The sequence below is a fragment of the Pseudoduganella chitinolytica genome (assembly GCF_029028125.1).
In the GTDB taxonomy this organism is placed as follows: Bacteria; Pseudomonadota; Gammaproteobacteria; order Burkholderiales; family Burkholderiaceae_D; genus Rugamonas; species Rugamonas chitinolytica.
Window position 1 is genome coordinate 4,336,841 of sequence record NZ_CP119083.1, and the last position, 26,601, is coordinate 4,363,441.

General features: G+C 66.5%; 20 protein-coding genes, 1 tRNA gene and 1 pseudogene. 9 read left to right on the plus strand and 13 right to left on the minus strand.

The window, feature by feature from the left end; translation table 11 throughout:
• The first annotated feature begins 260 nt into the window (after positions 1-260).
• Positions 261-1,094: an undecaprenyl-diphosphate phosphatase gene (locus tag PX653_RS19230; RefSeq protein WP_277414350.1), complete on the plus strand. Its 834-nt coding sequence runs from the start codon at positions 261-263 to the stop codon at positions 1,092-1,094.
• A 40-nt stretch (positions 1,095-1,134) separates the two neighbouring features.
• Positions 1,135-2,954 (plus strand): annotated as a pseudogene (recQ, locus tag PX653_RS19235) (DNA helicase RecQ).
• A gap of 391 nt (positions 2,955-3,345) precedes the next feature.
• Here recQ and PX653_RS19240 read toward each other — a convergent pair.
• Complete coding sequence (locus PX653_RS19240; RefSeq protein ID WP_371876355.1) at positions 3,346-4,302, minus strand: helix-turn-helix transcriptional regulator; 957 nt, start codon at positions 4,300-4,302, stop codon at positions 3,346-3,348.
• 124 nt (positions 4,303-4,426) lie between these two features.
• Between PX653_RS19240 and PX653_RS19245 the strand changes: the two genes are divergently transcribed.
• A complete protein-coding gene (locus tag PX653_RS19245; RefSeq protein WP_277414351.1) occupies positions 4,427-5,329 on the plus strand; it encodes a DMT family transporter in 903 nt (300 codons plus the stop codon).
• Here PX653_RS19245 and trmB read toward each other — a convergent pair whose 3' ends face one another.
• Complete coding sequence (gene trmB / locus PX653_RS19250; protein ID WP_277418608.1) at positions 5,330-6,010, minus strand: tRNA (guanosine(46)-N7)-methyltransferase TrmB; 681 nt, start codon at positions 6,008-6,010, stop codon at positions 5,330-5,332.
• A gap of 149 nt (positions 6,011-6,159) precedes the next feature.
• Between trmB and PX653_RS19255 the strand changes: the two genes are divergently transcribed.
• The 3 genes from PX653_RS19255 (at position 6,160) to PX653_RS19265 (ending at position 10,058) form a co-directional block, all read left to right on the plus strand.
• A complete protein-coding gene (locus PX653_RS19255; RefSeq protein WP_277414352.1) occupies positions 6,160-7,341 on the plus strand; it encodes a GAF domain-containing sensor histidine kinase in 1,182 nt (393 codons plus the stop codon).
• A gap of 33 nt (positions 7,342-7,374) precedes the next feature.
• Positions 7,375-7,881 carry a hypothetical protein gene (locus PX653_RS19260; RefSeq protein WP_277414353.1) on the plus strand — a complete coding sequence of 169 codons (507 nt, stop codon included), beginning with the start codon at positions 7,375-7,377 and terminating at the stop codon, positions 7,879-7,881.
• 80 nt (positions 7,882-7,961) lie between these two features.
• Positions 7,962-10,058 carry a TonB-dependent siderophore receptor gene (locus tag PX653_RS19265; RefSeq protein ID WP_277414354.1) on the plus strand — a complete coding sequence of 699 codons (2,097 nt, stop codon included), beginning with the start codon at positions 7,962-7,964 and terminating at the stop codon, positions 10,056-10,058.
• Positions 10,059-10,125: 67 nt separating this feature from the next.
• On the opposite strand, the gene PX653_RS19270 is transcribed toward PX653_RS19265, so the two are convergent.
• From PX653_RS19270 to PX653_RS19295, 6 genes are all read right to left on the minus strand, one after another.
• Positions 10,126-10,404 (minus strand): hypothetical protein, encoded by a 279-nt coding sequence (locus tag PX653_RS19270; RefSeq protein ID WP_277414355.1) that lies wholly within the window; start codon positions 10,402-10,404, stop codon positions 10,126-10,128.
• 177 nt (positions 10,405-10,581) lie between these two features.
• The gene (locus PX653_RS19275) at positions 10,582-10,764 is read right to left on the minus strand and encodes a DUF3606 domain-containing protein (RefSeq protein WP_147955426.1); all 183 of its coding nucleotides are present in this window, start codon (positions 10,762-10,764) and stop codon (positions 10,582-10,584) included.
• 98 nt (positions 10,765-10,862) lie between these two features.
• Positions 10,863-11,642 (minus strand): DUF2971 domain-containing protein, encoded by a 780-nt coding sequence (locus tag PX653_RS19280; protein WP_277414356.1) that lies wholly within the window; start codon positions 11,640-11,642, stop codon positions 10,863-10,865.
• Between the two features lie 207 nt (positions 11,643-11,849).
• The gene (locus PX653_RS19285) at positions 11,850-13,838 is read right to left on the minus strand and encodes a TonB-dependent receptor (RefSeq protein WP_277414357.1); all 1,989 of its coding nucleotides are present in this window, start codon (positions 13,836-13,838) and stop codon (positions 11,850-11,852) included.
• 88 nt (positions 13,839-13,926) lie between these two features.
• Positions 13,927-14,259: a hypothetical protein gene (locus tag PX653_RS19290; RefSeq protein ID WP_277414358.1), complete on the minus strand. Its 333-nt coding sequence runs from the start codon at positions 14,257-14,259 to the stop codon at positions 13,927-13,929.
• A gap of 70 nt (positions 14,260-14,329) precedes the next feature.
• Positions 14,330-14,403, minus strand: a tRNA-Gly gene (locus PX653_RS19295).
• Positions 14,404-15,050: 647 nt separating this feature from the next.
• Here PX653_RS19295 and PX653_RS19300 point away from each other — a divergent pair.
• Together PX653_RS19300 and PX653_RS19305 are read left to right on the plus strand one after the other, a co-directional pair.
• A complete protein-coding gene (locus PX653_RS19300; RefSeq protein ID WP_277414359.1) occupies positions 15,051-15,665 on the plus strand; it encodes a hypothetical protein in 615 nt (204 codons plus the stop codon).
• A gap of 540 nt (positions 15,666-16,205) precedes the next feature.
• Positions 16,206-18,926, plus strand: coding sequence for a TonB-dependent receptor (locus PX653_RS19305; protein ID WP_277414360.1), 2,721 nt, complete (start codon positions 16,206-16,208; stop codon positions 18,924-18,926).
• 55 nt (positions 18,927-18,981) lie between these two features.
• Here the strand turns inward: PX653_RS19305 and PX653_RS19310 are convergent, their stop codons facing one another.
• On the minus strand, positions 18,982-19,989 hold the full coding sequence (locus tag PX653_RS19310; RefSeq protein ID WP_277414361.1) for a TraB/GumN family protein: 1,008 nt from the start codon (positions 19,987-19,989) through the stop codon (positions 18,982-18,984).
• A 166-nt stretch (positions 19,990-20,155) separates the two neighbouring features.
• Here PX653_RS19310 and PX653_RS19315 point away from each other — a divergent pair, with 166 nt between their 5' ends.
• Positions 20,156-21,316: a dienelactone hydrolase family protein gene (locus PX653_RS19315; protein WP_277414362.1), complete on the plus strand. Its 1,161-nt coding sequence runs from the start codon at positions 20,156-20,158 to the stop codon at positions 21,314-21,316.
• On the opposite strand, the gene PX653_RS19320 is transcribed toward PX653_RS19315, so the two are convergent.
• From PX653_RS19320 to PX653_RS19335, 4 genes are all read right to left on the minus strand, one after another.
• Positions 21,313-22,140 (minus strand): flagellin N-terminal helical domain-containing protein, encoded by an 828-nt coding sequence (locus PX653_RS19320; RefSeq protein ID WP_277414363.1) that lies wholly within the window; start codon positions 22,138-22,140, stop codon positions 21,313-21,315. The two genes, PX653_RS19315 and PX653_RS19320, sit on opposite strands and share 4 nt — an antisense overlap.
• A gap of 111 nt (positions 22,141-22,251) precedes the next feature.
• Complete coding sequence (locus PX653_RS19325) at positions 22,252-23,313, minus strand: hypothetical protein (protein WP_277414364.1); 1,062 nt, start codon at positions 23,311-23,313, stop codon at positions 22,252-22,254.
• Positions 23,310-24,182 (minus strand): thiopeptide-type bacteriocin biosynthesis protein, encoded by an 873-nt coding sequence (locus tag PX653_RS19330; protein ID WP_277414365.1) that lies wholly within the window; start codon positions 24,180-24,182, stop codon positions 23,310-23,312. The genes PX653_RS19325 and PX653_RS19330 overlap by 4 nt, the downstream gene beginning before the upstream one ends.
• Positions 24,179-26,590, minus strand: a complete 2,412-nt coding sequence (locus tag PX653_RS19335; protein ID WP_277414366.1) for an ABC transporter permease — start codon at positions 26,588-26,590, stop codon at positions 24,179-24,181. The genes PX653_RS19330 and PX653_RS19335 overlap by 4 nt, the downstream gene beginning before the upstream one ends.
• Between the last annotated feature and the right edge of the window lie 11 nt (positions 26,591-26,601).

Sequence of the window (26,601 nt, forward strand, 5' to 3'; positions counted from 1 at the left end):
TGTCAGGCGGCGGGTATCGGGCATCGAGCATCGTGGTAACGCTACCAACTTAAAAAAATATTAAGTTGAGACTGATTCAATGTCAAAACAAAAATCTTGCCGCCACGGGCGTGGCTGGCGGGCAGCGGACTTTTTGTTAATCCTTTATCATCACGTGCGTCCGCGATACGGCCGAGCTGTCCGGGCGCGATGTTGCACTCGTGGTAAGCTTCGGGCCCGCTTTGTGCCCAGTCCTTTCACCCACCTCACACCGACACACAATGGATATCGTTCTCGCTATGAAGGCCCTGATCATGGGCCTCGTCGAAGGTTTCACGGAGTTTTTGCCCATCTCGTCTACCGGTCACCTGATCCTGGCCGGCAGCCTGCTGGAATTCACCGGCGAGAAAGTGAAAGTATTTGAAATCGCGATCCAGGCCGGCGCCATGCTCGCCGTCATCTGGGAATACCGCGTGCGCATCGCGGCCGTGCTGGGCGGCCTGTCGCACGATCCGAAGGCGCGCCGCTTTGCGCTGAACGTCGTCATCGGCTTCCTGCCTGCCGCCGTCCTGGGCCTGCTGTTCAACAAGATGATCACCGCCGTGCTGTTCAAGCCCGTGCCGGTGGCTACGGCATTCATTGTCGGCGGCCTGGTCATCCTGTGGGTCGAAAACCGTGCAAGGAACAATCCGGTGTCGGTGCGCATCAATTCCGTCGACGACATGACATCGCTGGACGCCCTGAAAGTGGGCTGCGCCCAGGCCTTCGCGCTGATCCCGGGCACCAGCCGCTCGGGCGCCACGATCATCGGCGGCATGATGCTGGGCCTGTCGCGCAAGGCGGCCACGGAGTTTTCGTTCTTCCTGGCGATTCCCACCCTGCTGGGCGCCACCTTCTACTCGCTGTATAAACAGCGCGACCTGCTGACCGCGGCCGACTTGCCGATGTTCGGTGTCGGCACCATCTCGGCGTTCGTCTCCGCGTTCCTGTGCGTGCGCTGGCTGTTGCGCTATATCAGTTCGCATGACTTCACGATCTTTGCGTGGTACCGTATCGTGTTTGGCATCGTCGTCATCGCCACCGCCCATTTCGGCCTCGTGAACTGGGCCGAATAGGTTTTCAAGCAGTCATCTCGAGAAGTGTTGTAAGGTTTGTATGGATCAACTGGATATCAGTCAGCGCGCACTGCATGTGCTGGAAACGGTTTTCGGCTACCCCGCGTTCCGCGGGCACCAGGCGGAAATCGTCGAACATGTCGCCAATGGCGGCGACGCGCTGGTGCTGATGCCGACCGGTGGCGGCAAGTCGCTGTGCTACCAGATCCCCGCGTTGCTGCGCGACGGCGTGGGCGTTGTCGTCTCGCCGCTGATCGCGCTGATGCAGGACCAGGTCGACGCATTGGAGGAAGTGGGCGTGCGCGCCGCCTTCCTCAACTCCACGCAAACGTGGGAGGAAGCGTCGCGCATCGAGCGCATGGTGCGCACCGGCCAGCTCGATTTGCTGTACGTGGCGCCCGAGCGCCTGATGACGCAGCGCTGCTTCGACCTGCTGCAGGATTCCAAGATCGCGCTGTTCGCCATCGACGAGGCGCACTGCGTGTCCCAATGGGGCCACGACTTCCGGCCGGAGTACATCAAGCTCTCGGTGCTGCACGAGCAGTTTCCGAATGTGCCGCGCATCGCGCTGACGGCGACAGCCGACCCGCAGACGCGCGCCGAGATCGCGCACCGCCTCGACCTGACGGATGCGGCGCAGTTCGTGTCGTCGTTCGACCGGCCGAACATCCGCTACCAGATCGTCGAAAAGACCACGGGACGCAAGCAGCTGCTGGACTTCATCACGACCGAACATGCGGCGGACGCCGGCATCGTCTATTGCCTGTCGCGCAAGAAGGTCGAGGAGACGGCGGAATTCCTGAACGAGAACGGCATCCGCGCCCTGCCCTACCACGCCGGCATGGAGCACGCCAAGCGCGCTGCCAACCAGGCCCGCTTCCTGCGCGAGGAAAGCCTCGTGATGGTGGCGACGATCGCCTTCGGCATGGGCATCGACAAGCCGGACGTGCGCTTCGTCGCCCACCTGGACCTGCCAAAGAGCATCGAGGGCTATTACCAGGAGACGGGCCGCGCGGGCCGTGACGGCCTGCCGGCCAGCGCCTGGATGGCGTATGGCCTGCAGGACGTGGTGCTGCAGCGCCGGATGATCGACGAATCCGAGGCGGACGAGAACTTCAAGCGCGTGCTGGGCACGAAGCTGGACGCGATGCTGGGCCTGTGCGAGACGCTGTCGTGCCGGCGCGTGCGGTTGCTGGACTACTTCGGCGAAGCCTCGGGCCCGTGCGGCAACTGCGACACGTGCCTGCTGCCGCCCGTGTCGTTCGACGGCACGGTGCCCGTGCAGAAGCTGCTGTCGGCCATCTACCGGGTCGACCAGCGCTTCGCGGCCACCCACGTGATCGAGGTGCTGCGCGGCGTCGAGACGGAGCGCATCAAGACGTGGCACCACGACGCGCTGTCCGTGTTCGGCGTCGGCGCCGACCGCAGCGAGCAGGAATGGCGCGCGATCCTGCGCCAGGTGATCGCGCTGGGCCTCGTCACCGTCGACCACGACCAATACAGCTCGCTGAAGCTGACGGACGCGGCGCGCCCAGTGCTGAAGGGCGGCCAGAAGGTGCAGCTGCGCCAGTACCAGAAGCCAGCCAAGCCGAAACGCACGTCGGCCCGAAAGGCTATGCCGAGACGTTCCTGGAGCCGGCGGAACAGGCGATCTTCGACCGCCTGCGCTCATGGCGCATGGGCATGGCGCGCGAACACAACGTCGCCGCGTTCGTCATCTTCGCCGACGCCACGTTGCGCGAAATCGCCAAGGTCAAGCCGACCACGCTGGGCGAGCTGCGCGGCGTCTCCGGCGTGGGCGAGAAGAAGCTGGCCTCCTACGGCGGCGATATCGTCGGCATCATTTCGGAGATGGTGTAAGCAACCAAGGGTGACAGTCACCGTTCCTGAAATTGGGGACAGCCTCCTAATTTGCTGCCGGCTCGATGCTCGCAATTGGAGGCTATCCCCAACTACTCAATGCTCGCAATTGGAGGCCGTCCCCAATTTTCGCTCAGGTGCCCAGGATGCGCCGGTACTGCCCTGGCGGCACGCCCACGGCGGCGCGGAAGCGGTGAAATTGTGAAATTGGGGACAGCCTCCTAATTTGCTGCCGGCTCTGAAATTGGGGACAGCCTCCTAATTTGCTGCCGGCTCGATGCTCGCAATTGGAGGCTGTCCCCAATTTCTTCTCAATTGGAGGCTGTCCCCAATTTCTTCTAATTTGCTGCCGGCTCAATGCGCGCAATTGGAGGCTGTCCCCAATTTTCGCTCAGGTGCCCAGGATGCGCCGGTACTGCCCTGGCGGCACGCCCATGGCGGCGCGGAAGCGGTGGCTGAAGTGGGACAGGTCGGCGTAGCCACACGCATCCGCCACCTGCTGCAGCGGCAGCTCGCCGGCTTTCAGCAGCAGGCGCGCGCGGTCGATGCGGCGGGCGGCGATCCAGGCCGACGGCGGCATGCCGAACGACGCGCGGAACATGCGCGCCAGGTGGAATTCCGACAGGTTCGCCAGCCCGGCCAGCAGCCCCAGGGTCAACCCCTCATGCAGGTGCGCCTCGATGAAGTCGGCCAGCCGGCGGCGCAAGTGCGGGGCCAGGCCGCCGCGCAGGCGCAAATTAGGGCGCACGGCGGCCTGGCTGTGCAGCAGGCCCGACAGCGCGTCGTGGGCGATCTCGTTGGCCCGCAGCAGGTGGTCGGCGCCCTGCCATGGCACGTCCAGCAGCGACTCGCACAGCCGCGCCAGGCCAGGATCGTCGAAATAGGTGCGGTCCTGCAGCATCAGTTCGCGCGGCTCCCGGTCCAGCTCGACGACCGCGCGGCGCGTGAAGTGCGCCGGCATGAAATAGAGGTGCACCAGGCGCAGCGGGTCGCGCACGTACCAGCGCGATTCGTGCCAGTCCGGCAGCGCGCACAGCCGGCCCGGGCCGCCGAAGTGTCCCGGCGCCCCCTTGCGCTCGATGCGGTAGCCGCCGTACAGGTAGCACGACAGCGTATGGTGGCCCGGCTCGCTGTAGACCGTTTCCGCGTCATCCGTATTGCGCTGCCAGACCGCGGCCGCCAGGCCGTCGCCCAGCCACGCAAAACGCTCCAGCTGCGCATCGGTGCCGCACATCGTGCGAAAGACGGCATGGCCCAGCGCATCGGCCGGCGCCGTGCGCAGCGCACTGCGGGCAGCCGCCGTCATGCGCAGGCCGGCAGGGAGGGGAAGTCGAAGCTCGGTGGTCATGCGAAAAAGTCTAGCACCATGCGCCCGCGCGTGCCGGCGGCGGCCGTGAAATGCGCAAGATCGGACAACCGGCCGGGCGCCGCGCGCCGCAGAATGGCCGCACCCTTACCGTTGTCGGATCGCCATGAACCTCTTTCTTTACCTGCTCACTGTCCTGATCTGGGGCACCACGTGGATCGCCATCAAGCTGCAGCTGGGCGTCGTGCCCGCGCCGGTGTCGATCGCCTACCGCTTCTGGATCGCCGCCGCCGTGCTGCTGGCCTGCCTGTGCATTGCCCGCAAGGGCGTGCTGCCGCCGCGGGCGGCGTGGCGCTACCTGCTGGCGCAGGGTGTCGCCCTGTTCTGCTGTAACTTCCTGTGCTTCTACTATGCCAGCGCGCACGTGCCGAGCGGCCTGGTGGCTGTCGTGTTCTCCACCGCGCCGATCTGGAATGCGCTCAACGGCCGGCTGTTCCTGGGCCGTCCCGTGCGCCCTGCCGTGATCGGCGGCGCCTTGCTGGGACTGGCCGGCATCGCGCTGCTGTTCCTGCCGCAGATGCAGGGCCACTGGAACGATGCCGGCATGCTGGCCGGCCTGGGCCTGGCGGTGCTGGGGACGTTGTGCTTCTCGGCGGGGAACCTGCTGTCGTCGCGCATGCAGGCCCTGGGCCTGGCGCCGCTGCTGACCAACACGTGGGCGATGTTCATCGGCGCGTCGATCCTGACGGTGCTGGCGCTGGTGCTGGGCATGCCGTTCACGTTCGAGGCGGACGTGCGCTATGTCGGGTCGCTGCTGTACCTGGCGATTCCCGGCTCCGTGATCGCGTTCACGGCGTACTTGCTGCTGGTGGGGCGGCTGGGCGCCGACCGCGCCGCCTACTGCACGGTGCTGTTCCCCATCGTGGCGCTGACGGTATCGGCGCTGTTCGAGGATTACCGCTGGGGCGCCACCGCCTTTGCCGGACTGGCGCTTGTCATCGGCGGCAACCTGCTGGCGTTCATGCCGGCGCGTGCCGTGCCGGCAGTGCCGGCGCCGGCACGCGGCTGATTACTTCTTCGTAAAAACGAGGTCCCACACGCCGTGGCCCAGCTTCAGGCCACGGTTCTCGAACTTGGTCAGCGGGCGGTAGGCCGGCTGCGGCGCGTAGCCCTCGGCCGTGTTCCGCAGGCCTTCCTCGGCCGACAGCACTTCCAGCATCTGCACGGCGTAGTCTTCCCAGTCGGTCGCCAGGTGCAGGTAGCCGCCCGGCGCCAGCTTTTCCACCAGCAGCTTGACGAACGGCGCCTGGATCAGGCGGCGCTTGTTGTGGCGCGCCTTGTGCCATGGGTCGGGGAAGTAGATGTGGACACCGGCCAGCGTGCCGGCGCCGATCATGTTGTTCAGGACCTCGACGGCGTCGTGCTGGATCACGCGCAGGTTCGTCAGGTTTTCTTCGCCGATCAGTTTCAGCAGGCTGCCGACGCCGGGCGTATGCACCTCGACGCCGATGAAGTCCTTCTCCGGCATCAGCTTGGCGATATGGGCCGTGGTCTGGCCCATGCCGAAGCCGATCTCCAGGATCACGGGTGCCTGGCGGCCGAACGCCTGCTCCAGGTCCAGCGGCGCCTTGGCGTACTCGATCATGTAGCGCGGTCCCAGGTCGTTCAGGGCGCGCTCCTGTGCGGTGGAGAGGCGGCCGGCGCGGGTGACGAAGCTGCGGATACGGTGGTCAAGCGGGTCGTACAGCATGGACCGGACGGGGCCCTTCGGTGGAGTGTCGGAAGACATGGAATCTGCTGAAAAAAGTGGCGAAAAACGGACGATTATACCATCGGGGGCTTCCGCCAGGACCCGGCGGCTCTGCTACACTTGCCTTTCATCCATCCGCCTGAAAGATCATGAAGCAAGCATGGCCACCCTTCGTGCAGGCCGTCCAGGCGCTGCCTTCCGTACCGGATATCTTGAGCGTGATGGCGGAGATGACGGGGCTGCGGTTCGTCTGTGTTGCGCACGTGACGGAGACCAGCTGGACGACGTGCGCCGTGCTGGACCAGCTCGGCTTCGGCCTGGCGCCTGGCGACGAGCTGGACGTGGGCACCACGCTGTGCCGCAGCGTGCGCGCGGCCAACGCCACGATCGTCATCGACCACGTCAGCCAGGACGACCTGTTCCATAGCCACCCCACGCCACGCCAGTATGGCTTCGAGAGCTACGTGTCGATCCCGATCCATGGCATCGATGGCGCATTCTTCGGCACCCTGTGCGGCCTGGACCCGCGCCCGCTGCCGTTGTCCGAGTCGAAGACGCTGAAGTCGCTGCAGCTGTTCGCCCAGCTGATCTCGAAACAGCTGGAGGCCGAGCGCCGCTACGAAGACCGCAACAGCGAGCTGTCCGACGAGAAGCAGACCGCCGTCCTGCGCGAGCAGTTTATCGCCGTGCTGGGGCACGATATCCGCACGCCGCTGTCGTCGATCCTGCACGGCGCCGAGATCCTGCTGCAGAGCGACAGCGACGAGCGCACGCAAATGATCGCCCGCACCATGCAACGCAGCGGCCAGCGCATCGCGCGCATGATCGACGACGTCCTCGATTTCACGCGCGGGCGCCTGGGTGGCGGCATCGGCCTCGATGCCGCATCGGTGGCCGACCTGGACGAAGCGTTGCGCCAGGTCGTCGCGGAATGCCAGCACGAGCACCCGCAACGGCGCATCGATGCCGCCATCGACGTGCCGGGTACGGTCTGGTGCAACCGCGACCGCGTCGCCCAGGTGCTGGCCAACCTGCTGGCCAATGCCCTGCGCTATGGCAGGGAGGATACGCCGGTGCGCGTCGATGCCCGGCTGGCGGACGGCACGTTCAAGCTGGCCGTCGCCAACGAAGGCGAGACGATCGACCCGGCCAAGCTGGGCAAGCTGTTCCAGCCCTACTGGCGCGACGACGACGCCCAGCCACGCCGCGGCCTGGGGCTGGGCCTGTACATCGCCAGCGAGATCGCGCGGGCGCATGGCGGCACACTCGAAGTGCTGTCGGCCGATGGCCACACCAGGTTCACGTTCGCGATCCCGGCCGGCCTGCGATAATGGCGCCCCTTCCCTCTTCCCGGATATGCCAGCATGGCTGAAGCACTGAATCTCGCAATCATCGTCGTCGCCCTGCTGGCGCTGTTTTTCCTGCTCAAGGGCCGCCCCAAGGCGCGCGCCATCCCGGCCGGTCCGGGGGCCGGCTCGTACACCCCGGTGCCGGAAGGCGCGCCGGTGCTGCACTGGGCCGACGGCGGCGGCCAGTTCGATGTCGAGGTGCTGGGCGAATCGCGCTACCGCGACACGATCCGCCGCCTCGCCGGGGAGCATGGCGACGGCAAGGCCGACGCCCGCCACACGGCCTTGCTGCTGCCCGACGATGCCAACCCGTACGAGGACAAGGCCGTCGCCGTCTTCCTCAGCGGCGAAATGGTGGGCTACCTGGCACCGAAGGACGCGCTGGCGTTCCGCCAGCGCCTGGCGCGCCAGGAAATCGCCGGCCAGCTGACCTCCTGCGATGCCGCCGTGCGCGGCGGCGCGTTGTGGGAGGGCAAGCGCCTGGCCTACGCCGTGTGGCTCGACCTCGACCTGAAGGGCTGACGGCGCGTCCTTGGGCAGCATCCCGAGGATGCAAATGATTCTCATTTATAATGCTGGGTTTCGTCTTGCAAGGAAACCCGATGCCGCCCCGTCTTACCCCGTCCGCCGCTGCCGTCCGCCTGTTGGCGCTGGGCTTGTTGTCCGTCTCGCCGGTTGCTTCCGCCTCGTCCGATGACGCCGCCGACGCGCCGTTGCCGCAAGTAACCGTGGCCGGCGAACGCGCCAGCGGCTATGTCCACCCGAACAGCAGCGGCGCCACCCGCACCGACACCCCGATCCGCGAAGTGCCGCAAGCGCTGCGCGTGATCGGCACGCAGCAGATCGAGGACCTGGGCGCACTGCGCCTGGCCGATACCGTCGACTACGTCAGCGGCGTGGCGCGCCTGAACGACTTCGGCGGCACCTGGGACAACTATGCCATCCGCGGCTTCTCCAGCACCGACATGGGCTTCCTCGTCAACGGCTTCCCCGGTTCGCGCGGCTACAACCCGCCGCGCGACACGGCCACCGTCGAACGCTTCGAATTCCTCAAGGGACCGGCCGGCGCCGTGTACGGCAGCAGCGAACCGGGCGGCACGATCAATATCGTCACGAAGAAGCCGAAGTTCTCGACGCACAACGTGGCCGAGTTCAGCGTCGGCAGCCGCGGCCTGCGCCGTGGCACGTTCGACAGCACCGGTGCGCTGGGCAGCAGCGTGGCCTACCGCCTGAACGCGATGGTCGAGGAAGGCGACAGCCGCACCGACCTGCTGGGCAATAACCGCACGCTGTTCGCTCCTGCGCTGACGTGGCTGGTCGACAGCCGCACCACGCTGAACTACGAGGGCGAATTCCTGCGCGCCGACACGCCGCTGGACCGGGGCGTGATCAACGTGCGCGGCGTACTGGGCACGCTGCCGCGCGACCGCGTGCTGAACGAGCCGGGCGACGGCAACATGACGCTGACCAGCGACACGCACCAGCTCACGCTGGAACGCAAGCTGGCGGACAACTGGCGTGCCAAGCTGGGCGCCAGCTACAAGGAAAGCACGTTCGACGGCAACTACACGGAGGCGACGACGCTGGCGGCGGACAACCGCACCCTGAACCGCCAGGCCACGTGGCGGCAGCTGCCGTCGCGCGACGTGGCCGTGCAGGCCGAACTGGAAGGCAAGTTCAGCACCGGTGCCATCGGCCACACGCTCCTGGTCGGCGCGGAGGCGTCGCGCCTGTGGATGAACACGGAAATCCTGCGCTCCGCGAACACGCCGATCGACATCCACAACCCGGTGTACGGTGCGCCCGCACCGGCACTGACGGCGCGCACGTCCAGTTCGGACGAGCGCCAGCGCGTCAAGGCCGTGTTCGTGCAGGACCAGCTGAGCCTGTCGCCACAATGGAAGCTGCTGGTCGGCCTGCGCCATGACGACTACAGCCAGGAGCTGGACAACCGGGTAGCGAAAACGCGCACGTCGCGCGACCAGAGCGCCGTGTCGCCGCGCGCCGGCCTGACCTGGCTGCCGAACGACTGGAATTCGCTGTACGTCTCGGCCGGTAAGTCGTTCCGCGCCAATAACGGCACGGACATCGCCGGCAACGCGTTCGATCCGCAACGCTCCACCGCCTACGAGGCCGGCTGGAAGCTGCAGACGCGCGACGAACGCCTGGGCGCGACGCTTGCCGTCTACGACATCGCCAAGACCAATGTGCTGACCGCCAGCGACGTGCCGGGCTACTCGGTTGCCGCGGGCAAGATCAAGAGCACCGGGTTCGAGGCGGACGTGTACGGCCAGGTGGACCGGCACTGGCGCGTCAGCGGCAACCTGTCGTATGACGATGCCCGCGTGACCAAGGACAAGACGCTGCCGTCCGGCGCCCGCCTGGCCAACGTGCCGGAATGGAGCGCGGGCCTTCTGGCGATGCGCGAGGACACGCTGGCAAATGGCCGCCGCTACGGCATCGGTGCCGGCGTCAACTACGTGGGCAACCGCGCCGGCAACAACACGGACACGTACGCCCTGCCCGCCTACACGACGGCGCGCCTGGCGAGCTGGTGGCAGCTGACGAAGGCGGTGCGCCTGGCGGTGGACGTGCACAACCTGTTCGACCGCACCTACTACACGTCGTCATGGAATAGCCTGTACGTGATGCCGGGTGCCGAGCGTAGCATCGTGGCGCGCCTGAAGGTGGCGTTGTAGGGACAGGCACGCGTGTGACACTGCGCTCGCCCGGAGCGCAGTGTGCTCGAAGGGCCGTGGAACGCGGCTAATGCGTTGCGTGGGGCGGCGCCTCCGCCGGTGCGGTACCCAGGCGGTCTTCCAGGCTGCCGCTGTCGATCAGCTCGCGCGCAAGGGCGCGCGCTTCGATCTCGGCGGCATGCTCGCGCTTGAACGCGGCCGGCGTTTCAATCACGACGGGCGGCTCGAACGTGCGGCCCGAGTAGCGATGCGACTTGATATGGATCTGGCCGCGATATTTGCCGGCCGGCTCTTCCGCCACGTCCACGCTATAGACGTACCCTTTTACCCAGATATCTTCGGTCATGCCCACTGCATCGAATGCGAAAACGCGCATGCTGGCTGCGCGATTGCCGTCGCGCGTACGGTCGCTGCACGCCTGGCAGCAGTGGCCGCGGGTGGGTCGCGCATGCGCTGGCGACCCCGCGGATAATGCCATCATACTATCAATGTGACCGGACGGTGCATCCGATTCACGATTGTGTCAATGCAGCTTGCCGACGTGCTCGCGTACGGCGTTGACGCTGGTACCGGCCGCCTTGACGGCCTCGCGCAGCTCGTCCTCGGACAAGCCCAGCTCCTTGGTCCAGTAACGCAGTTCCCACGGTTCGTTGACGTTGATGCGGTTGCGGTCCTGGGGGCCGCGGTTTTGCAGGTTATCAGCCATGATGTTCTCCCATTGCACGACACACGTCGTTGGCGCCAGCTTCGCGCAATCAAGATTGCAGGTCAGTTAGGCAACGCACGTTGTCGGAACATCCACGCTCAGTCTTCCAGTGCCCGCACGTGCAGCCGGAACGCCTGCTGGTCCGGATACGCCCGGGCCAGCCGCAGTGGCGTCTCGTGCTCGCGGGCCCAGGCACGCACGCGCCGCTCGGTGTCCTCGGAAGCCAGTGCCCCCAGCACGATGCCGGTCAGGGCGGCGGGTGTGAACGCTTCCTCCCCCGGGCCCCCGTAGCGGATCAGGCGCCACTCGCCCTCGTAGTGCCAGTGCGCGGCCTTCATCAGGAAGGTTTTTTCCGCCATCTCCTCGTCGCGGTCGCGGAATGGATTGATGAGCATGCGGCTTTCCTCGTAGCCGATCGGCCGGGCGCGCGACAAAAAGTCCGTGCCAGCGTCGAACTCCAGGCAAATGCCGCGATGGCAGTCGGCATAGTGCGACCACATCAGGATATGGTCGCGCACGCTGGACAGGCACAACACGCCGACCTCCTGGCCCAGGGCGCGCGAATGCAAATCCTGGATCCGGCTCTGGCCCTGCGGCGCGCGTAAATCGGTATCGGGGTCGGCAAAGATGCGCTCGATCTCGGCCTCCACCTCGTGTTCGGTCAAGTGCGGCACGCGCCTGGCGCACAGGCGCCGGTAGTACGCCTTCATCTCGTCGACGGGCGCCTCGAACGTGAAGGCGGGCCGGCTGTCGAACGGGTCGTTGAACGAGCAAGGCGGGGCGAAGAAGATCCGGCTGTCGCACACGATGCGCTGGGCGCGCTCGATGTCGCAGGCGGTGGCGAAGGGACGGTATTTGTACAGGTAACGCGGTGACACGCTGGCTCCATTGCGAACGGAGCCATCTTAGCGAAATCCGGGATCGGCCGGAGCCGCGCTCAAAACGAGCCGGCCCGCTTGTCGCCGGCCCGCTTTCCTCCAGAACCAGAAACTGGGGTCAGACCCGTCGGGTCTGACCCCGGCCCTTGCTGTTGGGTGCCGGACAGTTGAGGACAATCCCCGATTTCTGACAACTTTTCCGGCAGGTCAGAACTTCGCGCGCACGCCGAACACGAAGTTGCGGCCCGGCAGCGGCGAGATGTCCTTCAGCACCGAGGTCGAGACGCGGATGTCCTCGTTCAGCAGGTTCTTCGCCAGCAGGAAGTAGGTCAGGTCATACGTCCCCACCTTCTGCGTGTACGAGACGTTCGCGTTCAGCTGGTTGTAGCCGGGCGTCTCGATCGTCTCGAACGAGGCCAGCCGATCCTGGCCGCGCGCGTGCACCAGCGACAGGCCGGCGCGCAGCGCGTCCATGCGGTAGCCGACGGAAGCGCCGACGCGGTCGGCCGGCTGCAGCGGCAGGCTGCCGCCGGCATCGAGCTTGCCGCGCGACGTGTCGGCGAACACGCGGCCCGACCAGCCGGCGCCCGCTTCGTTGTACGTCAGCTCCGCCTCGGCGCCGCGGATCGTCGCGTCGCCCTGCTGGAAGATGCGCTCGCGCAATTCCTCACCTGGATTGCCCTCTTCGTCCAGCAGGTTGCCCGTGACGTTGCCGTAGATGTAGTCGCTGACCTGGTTGCGGTAGATGTTGGCCTTCCAGCGCACGACGCCGGTGCTCTTCTGCACCGACAGCTCGACGTTGCGCGAACTCTCCTTGGCGAAGTTGGCATTGCCGATGTCGAACGTGGCGGTGGCGTCGTGCGGGCCGTACGAATACAGCTCCTCGGTCGCGGGCGCGCGCTGGGCGTACGACAGCGTCAGGCCGGCGCCGTAACCCGGCATGAACGGCCACAACGCGCCCACGGAACCGGATTTCAGGTCGAACGAGCGCGCCAGCCCCGTAACGGGTTCGCGCTTGACGGATTCCAGGCGGGCGCCGGCCGACAGGCGCAGCACGCCCAGGTCTTTCTCCTCGACGAGGAAGCCGGCCGTGGACGTCGAGCGGGTGGCCGGCACGGTGTCCGGGCCGCCCTCTGCGCTCAGCGCCGCGAAGTGCGTGTTCTCGGTCTGGATGCCGAACGTGCCATGCCAGCCGGCCAGCGGCTTGTGCGACAGCTCCCAGCGCGTTTCGGTCGAGCGGTTGGTGAAGCGCACTTCCGGCGCGCCTTCGTCATCGAGCTCGGCGTGCTCGTAGTCGGTGTGCCCGGCCTTGAACTTGAAGTTCTCGAAGCCGTCGAACGGTGCCTTGACGAGGCCTTCGATGTCGTAGCGCTTCTGGTCCAGGTCGATGCGCGAGCCTTCGTCGCTGGGGATGCCGTACAGGTTCTGCAGGCGCGACACGGACGCGCCCACGTAACCCCAGCTGTCGACGAACGAGGCGCCCAGGCCCAGGTTGCGCTCGTGCGTGTCGGAATGCGGCAGGCGGCCCGATGCCGATTCCGGATCGTTCAGCACGCGGTTGTCGGGGATCTTGTAGTCGTCGGTCAGGCGCCAGTTGCCGTCCACGTGCACGGCGATCTTGCCGAACGCCGCATCGACGGTACCGGATGCGTTGCGGCCCTTGTCGACGGTGCTGTAGCGCCCTTCGACCTGGCCGGTGGGCTTGGCTTCCAGCGCGGTCGGGATGCGCTCGTTGACGACGTTGACCAGGCCGCCGATGGCGCCCGAGCCGTACAGCAGCGCGGCCGGGCCACGCAGGATTTCGATCTGGTGCGCCACGGCGCCTTCGGCCGCGACCGCGTGATCGTTCGACAGGCCGGACACGTCCGACACCGACATGCCGTTCTCCAGCATCTTCACGCGCGGGCCTTCCATGCCGCGGATGATGGGGCGCGACGCACCGGCACCAAACGCGGAGGCGGACACGCCCAGCTCCTGCGACAGCGTCTCGCCCAGCGAGCTGCCGGCCTTGTCGCGCAGCTCGTCGCCTTGCAGTACCTTGGCCGGCGTCAGGATCTGGTCGCCCTCGGCGGTGCGGAACGGATTGGCGGTCACGACGACCTTGGGCACGACCTGGTCGGCGGGTTCGTCGGCAAAAGCGGCAGGAGAAAGAGCGGCCAGGATCGCGCTGGCGAGCAGCGTGCGTTGCATGTTCATGGGTAAAACCTCAGGCAAATTGTAATGACGAGCTTCCGCCGCACGTTCGGCGCGCGGCGGATGAAAAAAGTTCGGGAACTTCAGCGGGTCAGGCCTGGGGCGGGGCGCGCGACTGGAAGACGCAGTCGGTGCGCAGGCAGGCGGCGGGCGTGTCGGCCGCTGCCAGCGGGAGGTATTCGGGTGCGACAGCGGGGAAGCTGTACGACGGCACGCCCAACGCATGCGCCAGCTGGTCGCCGGACACGCACAAGCCGCACAGGTGGTCCGATGCGATGGGCCGCTTGCCCTCGTCGCCATTCTCCCCCAGTACCGCGACGCCACCGGGCGCCGGCACGTGCGTATACACGTGCGACAGCGCCAGCTGCTGGGAAACCAGCAACAGCAGCGAAAGCAGCAGTTGGATGAGGATGCGTGAGGACATGCGGTGCTGTCGACGATCGTTGGGCAATGCCACGCCAACCGCGGTGCGTGGGGTCCGGTATCTCGAAACGTGGAGCGGGTGAAGGGAATCGAACCCTCGTCTTAAGCTTGGGAAGCTCCTGCTCTACCATTGAGCTACACCCGCGACAAGCCGCATTCTACGCGGGTTCGGCCAAGTTTGACAAATTTCCAACTAGGCAAGTGTGATGGGAAATGGGGTGGTCGCTTCGTCCGAGGTGCGATGGCTTTCCTGGCGCCAGTCATGACGAGCTGAAAGTGCATTCAGCCTGGCACTCACCTTGCCTCTCATCGCCCAAGCGGATGTCGAACTGGATAATTGACATTCCCGTGATCGACCGGCCAAGACAGTTGACGCCAACCATTCCAGCGTGATGCCTTGGTACCAGGGAAGCGCCGATTTATTTATGGCGGGATCTCAACCCTGAGAAAACGCGCCCAGCGGCGCCACAAATGCGCCGCCATACCCTGGTATGACGGCGCATTTGCGTCTGGCTGGACACGTTTTTCAGGCTAATCTCATCAGCAATAGATCAGCGCTTCGCCAGGATCGAATAAGGCCCGTGTACCTTGCGCTTCGTCACTTCGCTCATTGCCATTTATCGACCTTTGGCAATAGCCCGAACCATTATACTGAATCGAGGTTCCACTATAATCGACGATATCGAAACGACACTTGACGAAGGATCGGTTCGACGATCCCCGATTGAAATCAACGCACGGCGGATGGCTTATGCCCAACGTCTTGCGACACAAAAACTGAAAGGCAAACAGATGAAGAAAGATACCGTGTATTCAAGCTTGTGGATGGGCCTGACTACAGTCCTTGCCGCAAGCATTATGGGAGCGGGATTTGCTGCGGACGTCACCGCGGCTGACGAGTTAAGCAAGCCGATTCCCCTTCCCGACGTCCAACATACCACGAGCTATTCCAAACGGGGCGTCAAGCTCGCTCTCCCTGGCAATTGGACGGTCACTCGCAACGAGACAGAAAGCAAGGTGGTCCAGGTTGACCTGGAGGCCAACAAGCCCGGCTTTGAAGGCATTGCCTTGAATACGCAAATTCAGATTTACCCTCTTTCCATGGCTCCCTCGCTGCAGGAGACTGCTGAATTCCTGACGAAGTTGGCGCGCGAAGATTCCAAGTACTTAACGGCGACAAAATATCAACCACTCCAAATCTCCGGGGCAGAAGCGTTGGGTGCCCGGTACATCGACAACAACTTTAATGCAGGCGATCCATACGCGAAGCACTTCCACATTTACGCGAGAAAGGGCTGCGGAAAGGGTTTCGTGTGCATTGTCTACACCCAGACGCTGGAAGTTAACGAGCAAGCCGCACGACTGGGCCTCGATAAAGTTGTCTCGACCCTGAGGTATTCGCGGTAGTCGCTCCGACTTTCGGGAACGAAGTGAGCGTGATGCTGACCGGGGACGGCACACGCCTCGGTGAGCTGGCCACCACCGGACACACTTGTCCCTGAACCGGCTGGTGCGAGTGCGCCGACCAGGGCGAAGTGCAAGGCGGCCGGCGCGAGCCCTTCAAGATTGGTCACCGTATCCGCCCCAGGGTGCTGCTCGGCGAACGCTGCCTCTGGCAACGGCTGAGGGGCGAATACCCGTACTTCTACGCGGCTTTGCCGGTCGCTGACGACTTTCCCGATACAAAATGAAATGGGGCCGCGCCACGCCGAGGATTTTCCTTCACGCATCATTAATAACCGAGCAGAATGTAGTTTGGATACACATTTCAACCAAAATAACGGCTGAACGATGCCACCACGCGTAGTGACTGGCGAGTTTAGAGGCAAACTTACGACACACAGATGTAGTTTGACTACGATACCGTTGACTAAAATTCTAGTTTTCATACAAGATTGACGACAACGCGCCGCAGAGCGCTTCCCCATCACAGCCTTGGAGACGTCAATGCACCGTAGTCAACCCGTCATCACCCTCCGTTTGCATCCCATTGCCGGCGCCTGCGCCCTGCTGCTAGCGCTATCGTCGAGCGCCGTCACAGCGCAGGAACTTGCCGCCGCAGCCAGCCAGCCCGCCGAGGGCGCGATGCAGAAAGTCACCGTATCCGGCATCCGCCGCGGCATCGAGGATGCGATCTCCGTGAAGAAGGACGCCACATCCATCGTCGAATCGATTTCGGCCGAGGATATCGGCAAGCTGCCGGACACCAGCATCGCCGAATCGATCGCGCGCCTGCCCGGCCTGACGGCGCAACGGGTCGGCGGTCGCGCGCAGGTGATCAGCGTGCGCGGCCTGTCGCCCGATTTCGCCACGACGTTGCTGAATGGCCGCGAACAGGTCAGCACGGGCGACAACCGCAGCGTGGAGTTCGACCAGTATCCGTCCGAGCTGCTGAGCGCCGTGACGGTGTACAAGACGCCGGACGCGGGCATCGTCGGCCAGGGCCTGTCCGGCACCATCGACATGCAGACAGTGCGCCCGCTGTCGTTCCCCGGCCGCACGATCTCGTTCAACCTGCGCGGCGAGAAGAACTCGCTGGGCAAGATCGCCAATGCCAAGGACACGGGCCACCGCGTCAGTGCCAGCTACATCGACCAGTTCGCGAACCGGACGATCGGCCTGGGGCTGGGCGTCGCCCACATGGAGTCGCCGATCCTGGACCAGGAAACGGGCACGTACGAGCCGTTCGACCAGACCCGCATTGCGGGCGTCCCGGCCGGCACCTACGTCACGGCCGGCGTCAAGGCGCTGGCCAAGAGCGGCCGGCTGACGCGCACCGGCGTGATCGGCGTCCTGGAATACCGCCCCAGCCGCCAGTGGACCAGCACCCTCGACGTGTTCGCGTCCAACTTCAAGCAGGTCGACACGAACAACCAGTTCGAGGTCAACCTCGGCGGCTTCAACGGCACCAACAATCCCGTCGGCTTCAACTATGTGACGACGAGGATCGTGGGCGACACGCTGGCCGGCGGCACCGCGACGGGCGCCTACCCGCTGGTGCGGGGCCAGCACAACCACCGCGAGGACAGCATCCGTACCGCCGGCTGGAGCAACCGCTTCAAGTTTGAACACTGGTCGCTGCTGGTCGACGCGAACTACTCGCAGGCCAAGCGCGACGAAACGTACCTGGAAAACAACCTGCAACTGCAGACGGCCAGCGGCGGCGCGTTCAACGACCCGCTGATGACGGTGGGCTGGCAGCCGGGCCGGTTTGCCACGCTGTCCGGGCAGCTCGACTACAGCAATCCCGCCATCCTCCATACCGGCAATTCGATCTACGGCTACGGCAAGACCTACGCGCCGCACCTGAAGGACCGGCTGGCCAGCCTGAAGGTGGCCGCGACCTTGCCGGCACCGGCCGCGCTGGACGCCTACCTGTCCGGCTTCGACGTGGGCGTCAACTACAGCGACCGCACCAAGACCAAGCGCCAGCCTTCCGGCCTGCTGTTCGCGAGCGGCACGCCGACCATCGGCAGCGAGTTCCTGTACACGCCAGTGGACCTGGGCTTTGCGGGTGCCGGCACCGTCCCGTCGTGGAACGTGCCCGCCGTGATCGAGCGCTACTTCAATCCGATCAGCTACAGCCTGGAGAACAATGCCGGCACCATCAGCCGGGCCTGGGACGTGACGGAGAAGATCACCACCAGTTTCGTGCGCGCCAACCTGGATGGCGACGTGGCCGGCTATTCCGTTCGCGGCAATATCGGCGCGCAGGTGATCCGCACCGACCAGTCGTCCGCCTCGCTGTATGCCGACGCGGCCGGCGTGGCCCACCCCATCGAGAACGGCAAGACCTATACGGACGTGCTGCCCAGCCTGAACCTGGCCGTTGGCGTGGGCGAAGGCCAGACGCTGCGCTTCTCGGTGGCCAAGCAGATGGCCCGCCCGCGCGTGGACCAGCTCAACGCGGGCTTCAACTTCACCGTCGAATCGGGCACGCGCCTGCCCAGCGGCAGCGGCGGCAACACCCAGCTCGATCCATGGCGCGCCAAGGCCATCGACCTGTCGTACGAGAAGTACTTCGGCAAGAAGGGCTACGTGGCGCTGGCCGGCTTCTACAAGAAGCTCGACACGTACATCTACACGTTCTCGGAAACGCGCGACTTCTCGCAATACACGGCCGGCACCAACGCCATCTCCAACTTCGGCCAGTACACCACGTCGTACAACGGCGACGGCGGCATGATCAAGGGCGCCGAACTGACGGTGTCGGTGCCGCTGGACCTGGTCACGCCAGTGCTGGACGGCTTCGGCGTCATCGCCAGCACGTCGTACACGAAGAGCGGCATCGACATCAAGGAAGTCAACGCCACCATCGGCAAGATCGAGCTGCCGGGCCTGTCGCGCAACGTGTCGAACCTGACCCTGTACTATGAAAAGGCGGGCTTCTCGACCCGCGTCAGCGCGCGCCACCGTTCCGACTACGTGGGCGAGATCGGCAACTTCGCGGGCGACCGTCAGTTGCGCTACGTGGTGGGCGGCACGACCGTCGATTTCCAGGCCGGCTATACGTTCGAGCAGGGCCCGTACAAGGGCCTGGGCCTGCTGCTGCAGGTGAATAACCTGAACAACGCCGCCTACGAGACGTATGCCAACCGGGCCGACCGCCAGCTGGAGTATGCGAAGTATGGGCGGACGGTGCTGTTCGGGGTGAACTACAAGTTCTGAGCCAGTGCAGCCGATCGGCTGGCCCGATCGGCTGCGACACGGAAAAGTGCCGGGTTTATTCCGGCTGTTCCACCGTATATCCCTTGGCCTGCAGATCGGCCAGGTAGCTCTTCGGTCCCAGCAGGTTATGCAGCTGCAGCATGGCGATGGTCGTGTGGTTGTTGGCCAGCGCTTTTTCCGCTGCCGCCAGCCAGCCGGCGCGCATGCGCTCCGGCACCGTGCCCAGGCCGGCTTTTTCATTCAGCACCGCGTTGCTGAAGAAGGCCGCCGTGCAGGCGTTTTCGTGTTCGCGGTAATCGAGTTTGCGGATGACATCCAGGTCGCCCTTGGCCCAGGCGTTGGCGCGGGTACGGATGCCGTCCAGGTCCGTTTCCAGGCGCTTGACCGTCGCCGTGAAGCACGGCACGTCGTCCATTGGCGCCTTCTTGAATGCACGGATCGCCTTGACGGGACTGTCCACCGACAGGTCGATCGCCGTCGGCGTGATCTTCAGCTTGTTCTTCTCCGCCAGCTTGACGATCTGCTTGCGCATCTCGCCGCCGGACGTCATGCCGTTCTGCTTCATCGCCTCGTCGAACAGTTCGCCGGCCGCGAACACGGGGCGCAGGCGCTCGTAGTCGTCGTCGTCCTTCAGGTATTTCTTGCGCAGCGCCAGCCAGCGCTCATGGACGTCGACCGGGACCTTGTCGCTCAGGACACCGCCATCCGGGTTCTTGTCGATGCCAAGCATGAACGGCATCAGCAACACGGAACGGACGACGCCGAAGTCCAGGTTGGCGCCCGGCTCCTTCAGCAGCTCCTGCGACTGCGCGACGATCGCCTCCACCTGCTGCGAGCGCCACTCCATCTTCTTCGGCAGCGGCCAGTGCGTGCCGAACACCCACAGCACGTGGTCGCCCTTCGACACCTTCCACAGGCCGGGGCCGGGGCGCTGGCCCACGACGAGGATCTTTTCCGGCTCGACCTGCGCCTCCGGTGCGACGGCGGTGGGAACGTCGGTCTGGGCCCAGGCCGAAGCCAGGGACAACGAAAGGCACATTGCGGTAATCGAACGGGTCAACATCGAAGGCTCCTGTGTAGTGGTATAGCGGGGCGCTTTCCACGTATTGAATAGTGAAAGCTGGCACGATGCTATTGCAGAATCGCCATCCTGGATAGGGGCCGGCCTTCAGGCGATCTTCATGTTCGCGCCGTGGCACAATGCCGCAGCCGAACATGAAGGAGCCCGGATGCCTCGTCCCGCCCACCACAGCAAATTCCTTTACCGCCTCTGCGCCCTGGCGCTGGCAGCCGGCCTGGCCCAAGCCCAGGACTACCAGCAGCACGCCATCGACGGCGCCCTGCCCGTGTTCGCCCCGGCGCTGAAAGCGAGGCTGGCCTTTCCCATGGCCTGGACGCCGCAAGTGAAGGACCTGCCCGCGTGGCGCGCGGCGGGCCGGGCGAAACTGTGGGAGGCGACACTGCAGGAGCGCGACGACACGCCGTTCGCGCCGCAGGTGATTGCCACGCAGGACCGCGGCAGCTACAACGCCCGCCAGGTCGTGTTCAACCTGACCGCCACCAGTCGCGTGCGTGCACTGCTGCTGGTGCCGAAGGCAGCCGGGCCGCATCCGGCCGCGCTGCTGCTGCACGACCATGGCGGGCGCTTCGACATCGGCAAGGAAAAGCTCATCGCGCCCTGGGGCGACGCGGCGCGCGAGGCAGCGGCGCGCACCTGGGCCGACAAGTATTTTTCCGGCCGCATGCCGGGCGACGACCTGGCACGGCGCGGCTACGTGGTGCTGGCGACGGATGCCTTGGGCTGGGGCGATCGCGGCCCGCTGACGGGCGATGGGCAACAGGCCCTGGCCGCCAACTTCTTCAACCTGGGCAGTTCTCTGGCGGGGAACATGGCGCTGGAAGACGTGCGCGCGGCGAGCTTCCTCGCATCGCTGCCGGAAGTGGACAAGCGCCGCGTCGCCGCGCTGGGCTTTTCGATGGGCGCGCTGCGCGCCTGGCAGGTCGCGGCATTGTCGGACGCGATCGGGGCCGTCGTCGCCGTCAACTGGATGGCCACCACGCAGGGCCTGATGGTCCCGGGGAACAACCAGCTGTGCGGCTCGTCCGCCTTCCAGATGCTGCATCCCGGCCTGCTGCGCCATCTCGATTTTCCCGACGTCGCCAGCCTGGCGGCACCGAAGCCCGCACTCTTCCTTGCGGGCGCGGCCGATCCGTTGTTCCCGCTGCCCAGCGTGCGGGAGGCGTACGCGAAAATGGCGCGCGTATGGAGCGCCTGGCATGCCGGCGACAAGTTCGAGACCCGCATCCTGCCAGGCGGCCATGCCTTCCCGCGCGAGGCGCAGGACGAAGCCTACGACTGGCTCGATCGCCGCTTCGGCGGGCGCGACTAGCGCAGCAGCTGCAGGATCTGGTTCGGCAGCGAGTTGGCCTGCGCCAGCATGGCCGATCCGGCCTGCTGCAGGATCTGCGTGCGCGTCAGGTTCGCCGTATCGGCCGCGAAGTCCGTGTCGAGGATGCGCGAGCGCGACTCGGCCAGGTTGGTCGACATTGCCTGCACATTCTCGAAGGCGTGCGTCAGGCGGTTCTGCATCGCGCCGAGGTGGGCACGCTGCACATTGATACTGGCCAGCTGCTTGTCCACGTATTGCAAGGCCGCCGTCGCGTCGGCATGGCTGGCCAGCGACAGCGGCGGCTCGGCAAGCGCGCCGCCATCGGTCTGCTGGAACAGCGCGGGAATCGTCAGCATGATGACGTCGCCGGCACGGTGGCCGAGCTGCACGGCGCCGTTGAACGAGCCGTCCAGCAATTTGAGGCCGTTGAAGTTGGTGTCGGTGGCGACGCGGAAGTTTTCCTTGATCAGTTCATCGGCCTCGCGCTGCATGGCCGCGCGGTCGCTGGCGCTGTTGGTGTCGTTGGCCGCCTGCACCGCCAGCTCGCGGATGCGCTGGAAGTTGTCGCCGATGGTGCCGATCGCGCTTTCCGCCGTTTGGGTCAGCGAGACGCCGTCGTTGATGTTGCGGCCGGCCTGCGTCAGCCCGCGCAACTGCGCCGTCATCCCTTGCGAGATCGCCAGGCCGGCCGCATCGTCGCGGGCGGAATTGATGCGCAGGCCGCTGGAGAGGCGCTGCAGTACGGACGACATGTCCGATCCCGCGCGCGTCAGCGCGCGCTGGGCGAACAGCGAATTCGTATTGGTATTGATCGTCAGCGCCATAGGGAATCCGGTGATGCGGGCAAAACATTTTGCCCGCAACTGCTATTACGGCACGGAAACACCCAACTTGATCACCAATTGTCACAGCGGACGACTTTTTTTGCGTCGGCGTTAACCCAGCGACGCGCGCAGGGCCGCGACGTCCTCCGGGTGGGCCAGGTGCAGGCGGTCGAGCGCGTGGTTGAATTGCTGGCGCCGCAGTGGCGCGATGTTCAGCAGCGGCATGGCCTTGTAGACAATATTGAGCAGCCAGCGGTAGGCGCAGAAGTCGCTACTGAACTGATAGGCGGTGCCGTCGTCGTTGTAGAAGAATTCACTGTGGAAGTCCGAGACCGCTGCGCGCGCGGCCACCTGTTCGCGCGCGAACGGCGAGCGGGCATGGATCACGTCGCGCCGCGCCAGCGCCAGGAACGCCGCGAAGCGCTCCGCCAGCAGGCTTGCGGCCTCGCCCAGCAACGCCGCTGGCTGGGCCAGCGCGCCCCGCAACTGAGCCAGCCAGTCGCGGTACTCGCCTTCCATCGCCACGTAGTCGCCGTCGAAGCGCGCGTCGACCTGGGCGCGCTGGTGCGGCGGCAGCGTGTGGCGCCAGAACGTGTAGTTGGAGTGATAGGACAGGAAGCCGTCATACGCGGGCCGCGCGGGATCGCCGGATGGCACGGGCGGATAGACGCAGGCCAGCAGCAGCATGCATTGCGCGACGAAGCGTTCGTGCGTCTCCCCTTCCAGCCAGCGCCGGATGACCAGCGCGCGCAGCCGCGCTTCGGTGTCGAACACGGAGCGCCACTGTTCGACCGATTCGTAGCGCGCGGCCAGCCCGGCCGCGTCGGCCGCCTGCAGCGCGACCGTGTCGTTGGGCGCGATGACGTCCGGGTCGATGCCGGCCGCTTCCAGTGCGTTCAGGCGCGCCTGCACGGCGCGGTAGCGGACCGGATCGACGGGTTGCGACGGATGCGCTACCAGGAAGGCCGCCGCCAGCGCCTGCGCCTCCTCCAGCCGGGCCGGCGCGACGCCGTCGAACGTCAGCAGGTAATGGGGACCATGCTGCCAGCCGCGCGCCAGCGTCCAGGCCGGGTTGCCGTCGCGCCGCAGCGCCGCCTGCAGCGGTGCGGCCACCATGCGGTAGAACGGTGCGCCATTGACGGCGCAGTGGATGCGCAACTGGACAAAGCTCATGCCGTGCTCCTTTCGTCATGCAGGGCCAGCGCGAACAGGCGGGCCGTGTTTTCGCGCAGCGGGTGGATGCCGGCGCGGTTGAATGTCATGTGCAGCAGCGAGTGGAAGATGGCGGGCAGCGCGGCGGCGGGCACGCCGGCGCCAAGCAACGCCGCGTGGACCCGCGCGAGCCGGGCGCCGTACGCCGCCAATGCGCCGGCAAAATAATCCCCTGCCACGTAGCGGGCGCCGGCAGCCTGCAAGCCGGGCCAGGCGCGCGCCAGCGCGCTGCCGATACGGGCCTGCAAGGCTGCGGCGAGGTCCGGCGGCGCGATGCCGTGGCAGCCCGCCAGGTAGGGCTCATACAACCCCTCCCGCGCCAGCAGCTCGTAGTGCACCAGGCAGCAGCCGAACAGGATCTTCTCCCGCTCCGGCGCCGGATGCTCGCGCAGCAGTTGCAACACCGCGTTGCTGTCCTCGACAAAGAAGCGCTCGCAGGCCGCGATTCCCGCCGGGCCGCCGTAACGCGCCGTTTCGGGTTCGTAGGGGATGTAGTGCAACTCGCCGTTGCCGTGCCAATAGCGCCGCGGCTCCGTATGCAGTTCGGTGGCGAAGCGCGGGTAGTAGCTGTCCGGCTCGAGGGTCGAGACGAATGCATTGCGGGCGATCCAGTCGCGCGCGCACGCCGCCAGCGCCGTGCCGTCGCCCAGGAAGCGAAAGCGCACGTGCGGTCCGCCCAGCCAGTAGCGCACGAAGAAGCAGTCGGCCAGGAACGGGCCCGGCAGCGGCGCCAGGCCATCGCACAGCAAGCCGTCGAGGCGGGCGAAGTCGTGCACGAACACGTGCAGCGACTGCCAGCCTGGCGCCGTGTCCCGCAGCACGGCGCTCATGACTGCAGCGCCGCGTTGGGCCGCAGCGCCAGTGCCGCCACGATGCCTCGCGCCACCGCTGCCACCGCCACCAGCACGGCGATGGCGCAGGCCAGCACGATGGCCCAGCCCCAGCTGTGCGTCTGCTCGACGAAGCCGGCCAGGTAATGCCGCAGTGCCAGCAACGCCGGTGGAATGCCGAGCGCCGCGCTGACGGCCAGCAGCAGCACGGTCTCGCGCCCCAGCAGGCGCACGATGTCGGCGCGGCTGGCGCCGTACAGCCGGTGCAGCACGATCTCCCGGGTACGCCGCTGCACGCTGTAGGCCGACAGCACGTACACGCCCATGGCGGCGATGACGATGGCCAGCAGCGCGGCCGCCCCCAGCAGCTGCACGCTGCGCACGTCGTCCTCGTAATGGGCGGCCAGCAGCGACTCCTGCCGCGTCATCTGCAGCGCGCGATCGGGCAGGTACTGGCGCCAGGTCGCCTCGACGGCCGCTTCCACCGTCGCCGGATTGCCCCGGAAGCCGAGCGCCAGCACGGGCGCCCGCCGCGTCAGCCGGTATGCCACCGCTTGCGCCGGTTCGCGCAGGCTCTGGAAGCGGATGTCGGGCACCACGCCGACGACCTGGCCGGCCTTGCCGTCACCGTCGACCGTCTGGCCGACCGCGGCGGCCGGCGTGGCGAAGCCCAGGGCACGCGCCGCCGCCGCCGACAGCACGAGGCCGGATGCAGCGCTATCGGCGTCGCGCCGTTCGTCGAAGATGCGGCCGGCCAGCGGCCGCACGCCGTGGACGCCCAGGAAGGATGGCGCGACACCTTTCCATTCGATCGTGATGGGGGCCGCGCCGGCGCGCGCGAGGGTACCCTTCTGCACGATGTCGCCGCGCCCGACCGCCTCCAGGCTCTGGCCGACGCCTGTCACGCCGGGCAGGTGGCGCACGGCCTCGATGAAGGAACGTACCCGCGCATCCGGCTCGGTGAACGGCGCGCCGGCATCGATCACCAGCTTGGCGCGGGCATCGAAGCCGGGATCGGCCTGCAGCACGTGCCACGTCTGCCAGGCCACGCCGAGGGTGATGCCGGCCAGTGCCATCGCGCTGGCCAGTTGCAACACCGTCAACGCGCGCCGCATGCGCAGGCCGCCGCGCGACTCCTGGTCATGCCGACCCGCCAGCGCGGCGGCGGGCTTGACGCGCAGCGCCACCCAGGCCGGATGCAGGCCCGCCAGCACGCCCGTCACCAGTCCCAATGCCAGGAACGCCGCGAACACCGGAGCGCCGACGAAACCGTCCACGGGACGGTTCATCAATTCGCCGAACCAGGGCATCAGGCGCCATGCGCACAGCAGCCCCAGCGCGGTGGCCGCCAAGGTGACGAGGACCGACTCGGCCAGGAACTGCGCGACGACCTGGCCGGCCCTGGCTCCCAGCACCTTGCCGATGGCGATCTCGCGCTGGCGCCGCAGCGTGCGCACGGTGGCCAGGTTGACGTAGTTGATCGTCGCCAGCAGCAGGATCAGCAGGGCCAGCGCGGCCACCGCGAACAGCACGGGACGGTCGCCGTGCAGCTGCGCACCCTTGCCCAGGTCGGGATCGAGATAGGCATCGCGCAGCCGCACCAGGCCCACGTCCATCAGCGCCTTGTCGCCCAGCTGCGCGAGGAAGGCGGGATCGAGCTGGCCGTGCAGCGGCGAGGCGTTCGATGCGCGCTGCAGCGCCGCCGCCAGCGCGGCCGCATCGGCACCCGGCGCCAGCTTGACATACACGCGGCCGAACAGCCGCCCCCAGTTGCTCGTGGCGTCGTCCCGGTCCGGCCCGGCCCACAGCGGCGAGCCGCTGCCTGCCAGCATTTCATACGGAACCGTGGTGGCGGCGGGCGGATCGGCCACCAGGGCGCCGACGGCCAGCCGCTCGCCGTCGGCGGTGACGAGCTGGCCGACCACGCCGGTATCGCGCCCGAACAGCTTGCGCGCGCCCGCGACCGTCAGCACGACGCGGTCCGGCCGTGCCAGTGCCGCCGTGGCGTCGCCCGCGAGAACGCGCACGCCCATCATCGCGACAAATGCGGGATCGACCAGCGTGACCTGCGCGGCCACCGTGCGGGGACCTACCGCCAGGGTGGCCGGCACCTGGGCATACATCGTCACGTCGGCGGGGAGGCGCGCATCGAGCACCGTGCTGCGCAGGGCCTGCGTCGATTGCTCCGTCCACTCCTCCGGCACGCCGGGGAAGTGGAAGCGCGTCTTGACCAGGTGGACCCGGTCGGGATCGGGGTGGGTGCTGTCGTAGCTGAACGAATACGCGACATAGCCGAGCAGCAGGAAACAGGCGGCAAAGCCGATGGCCAGGCCGGCGATGGCGCTGCCGGACCAGAGACGGTCGCGCGCCAGCAGGCGCCAGCCGATACGGAAGTCAGGGAGTAGCATGATGCATCCTT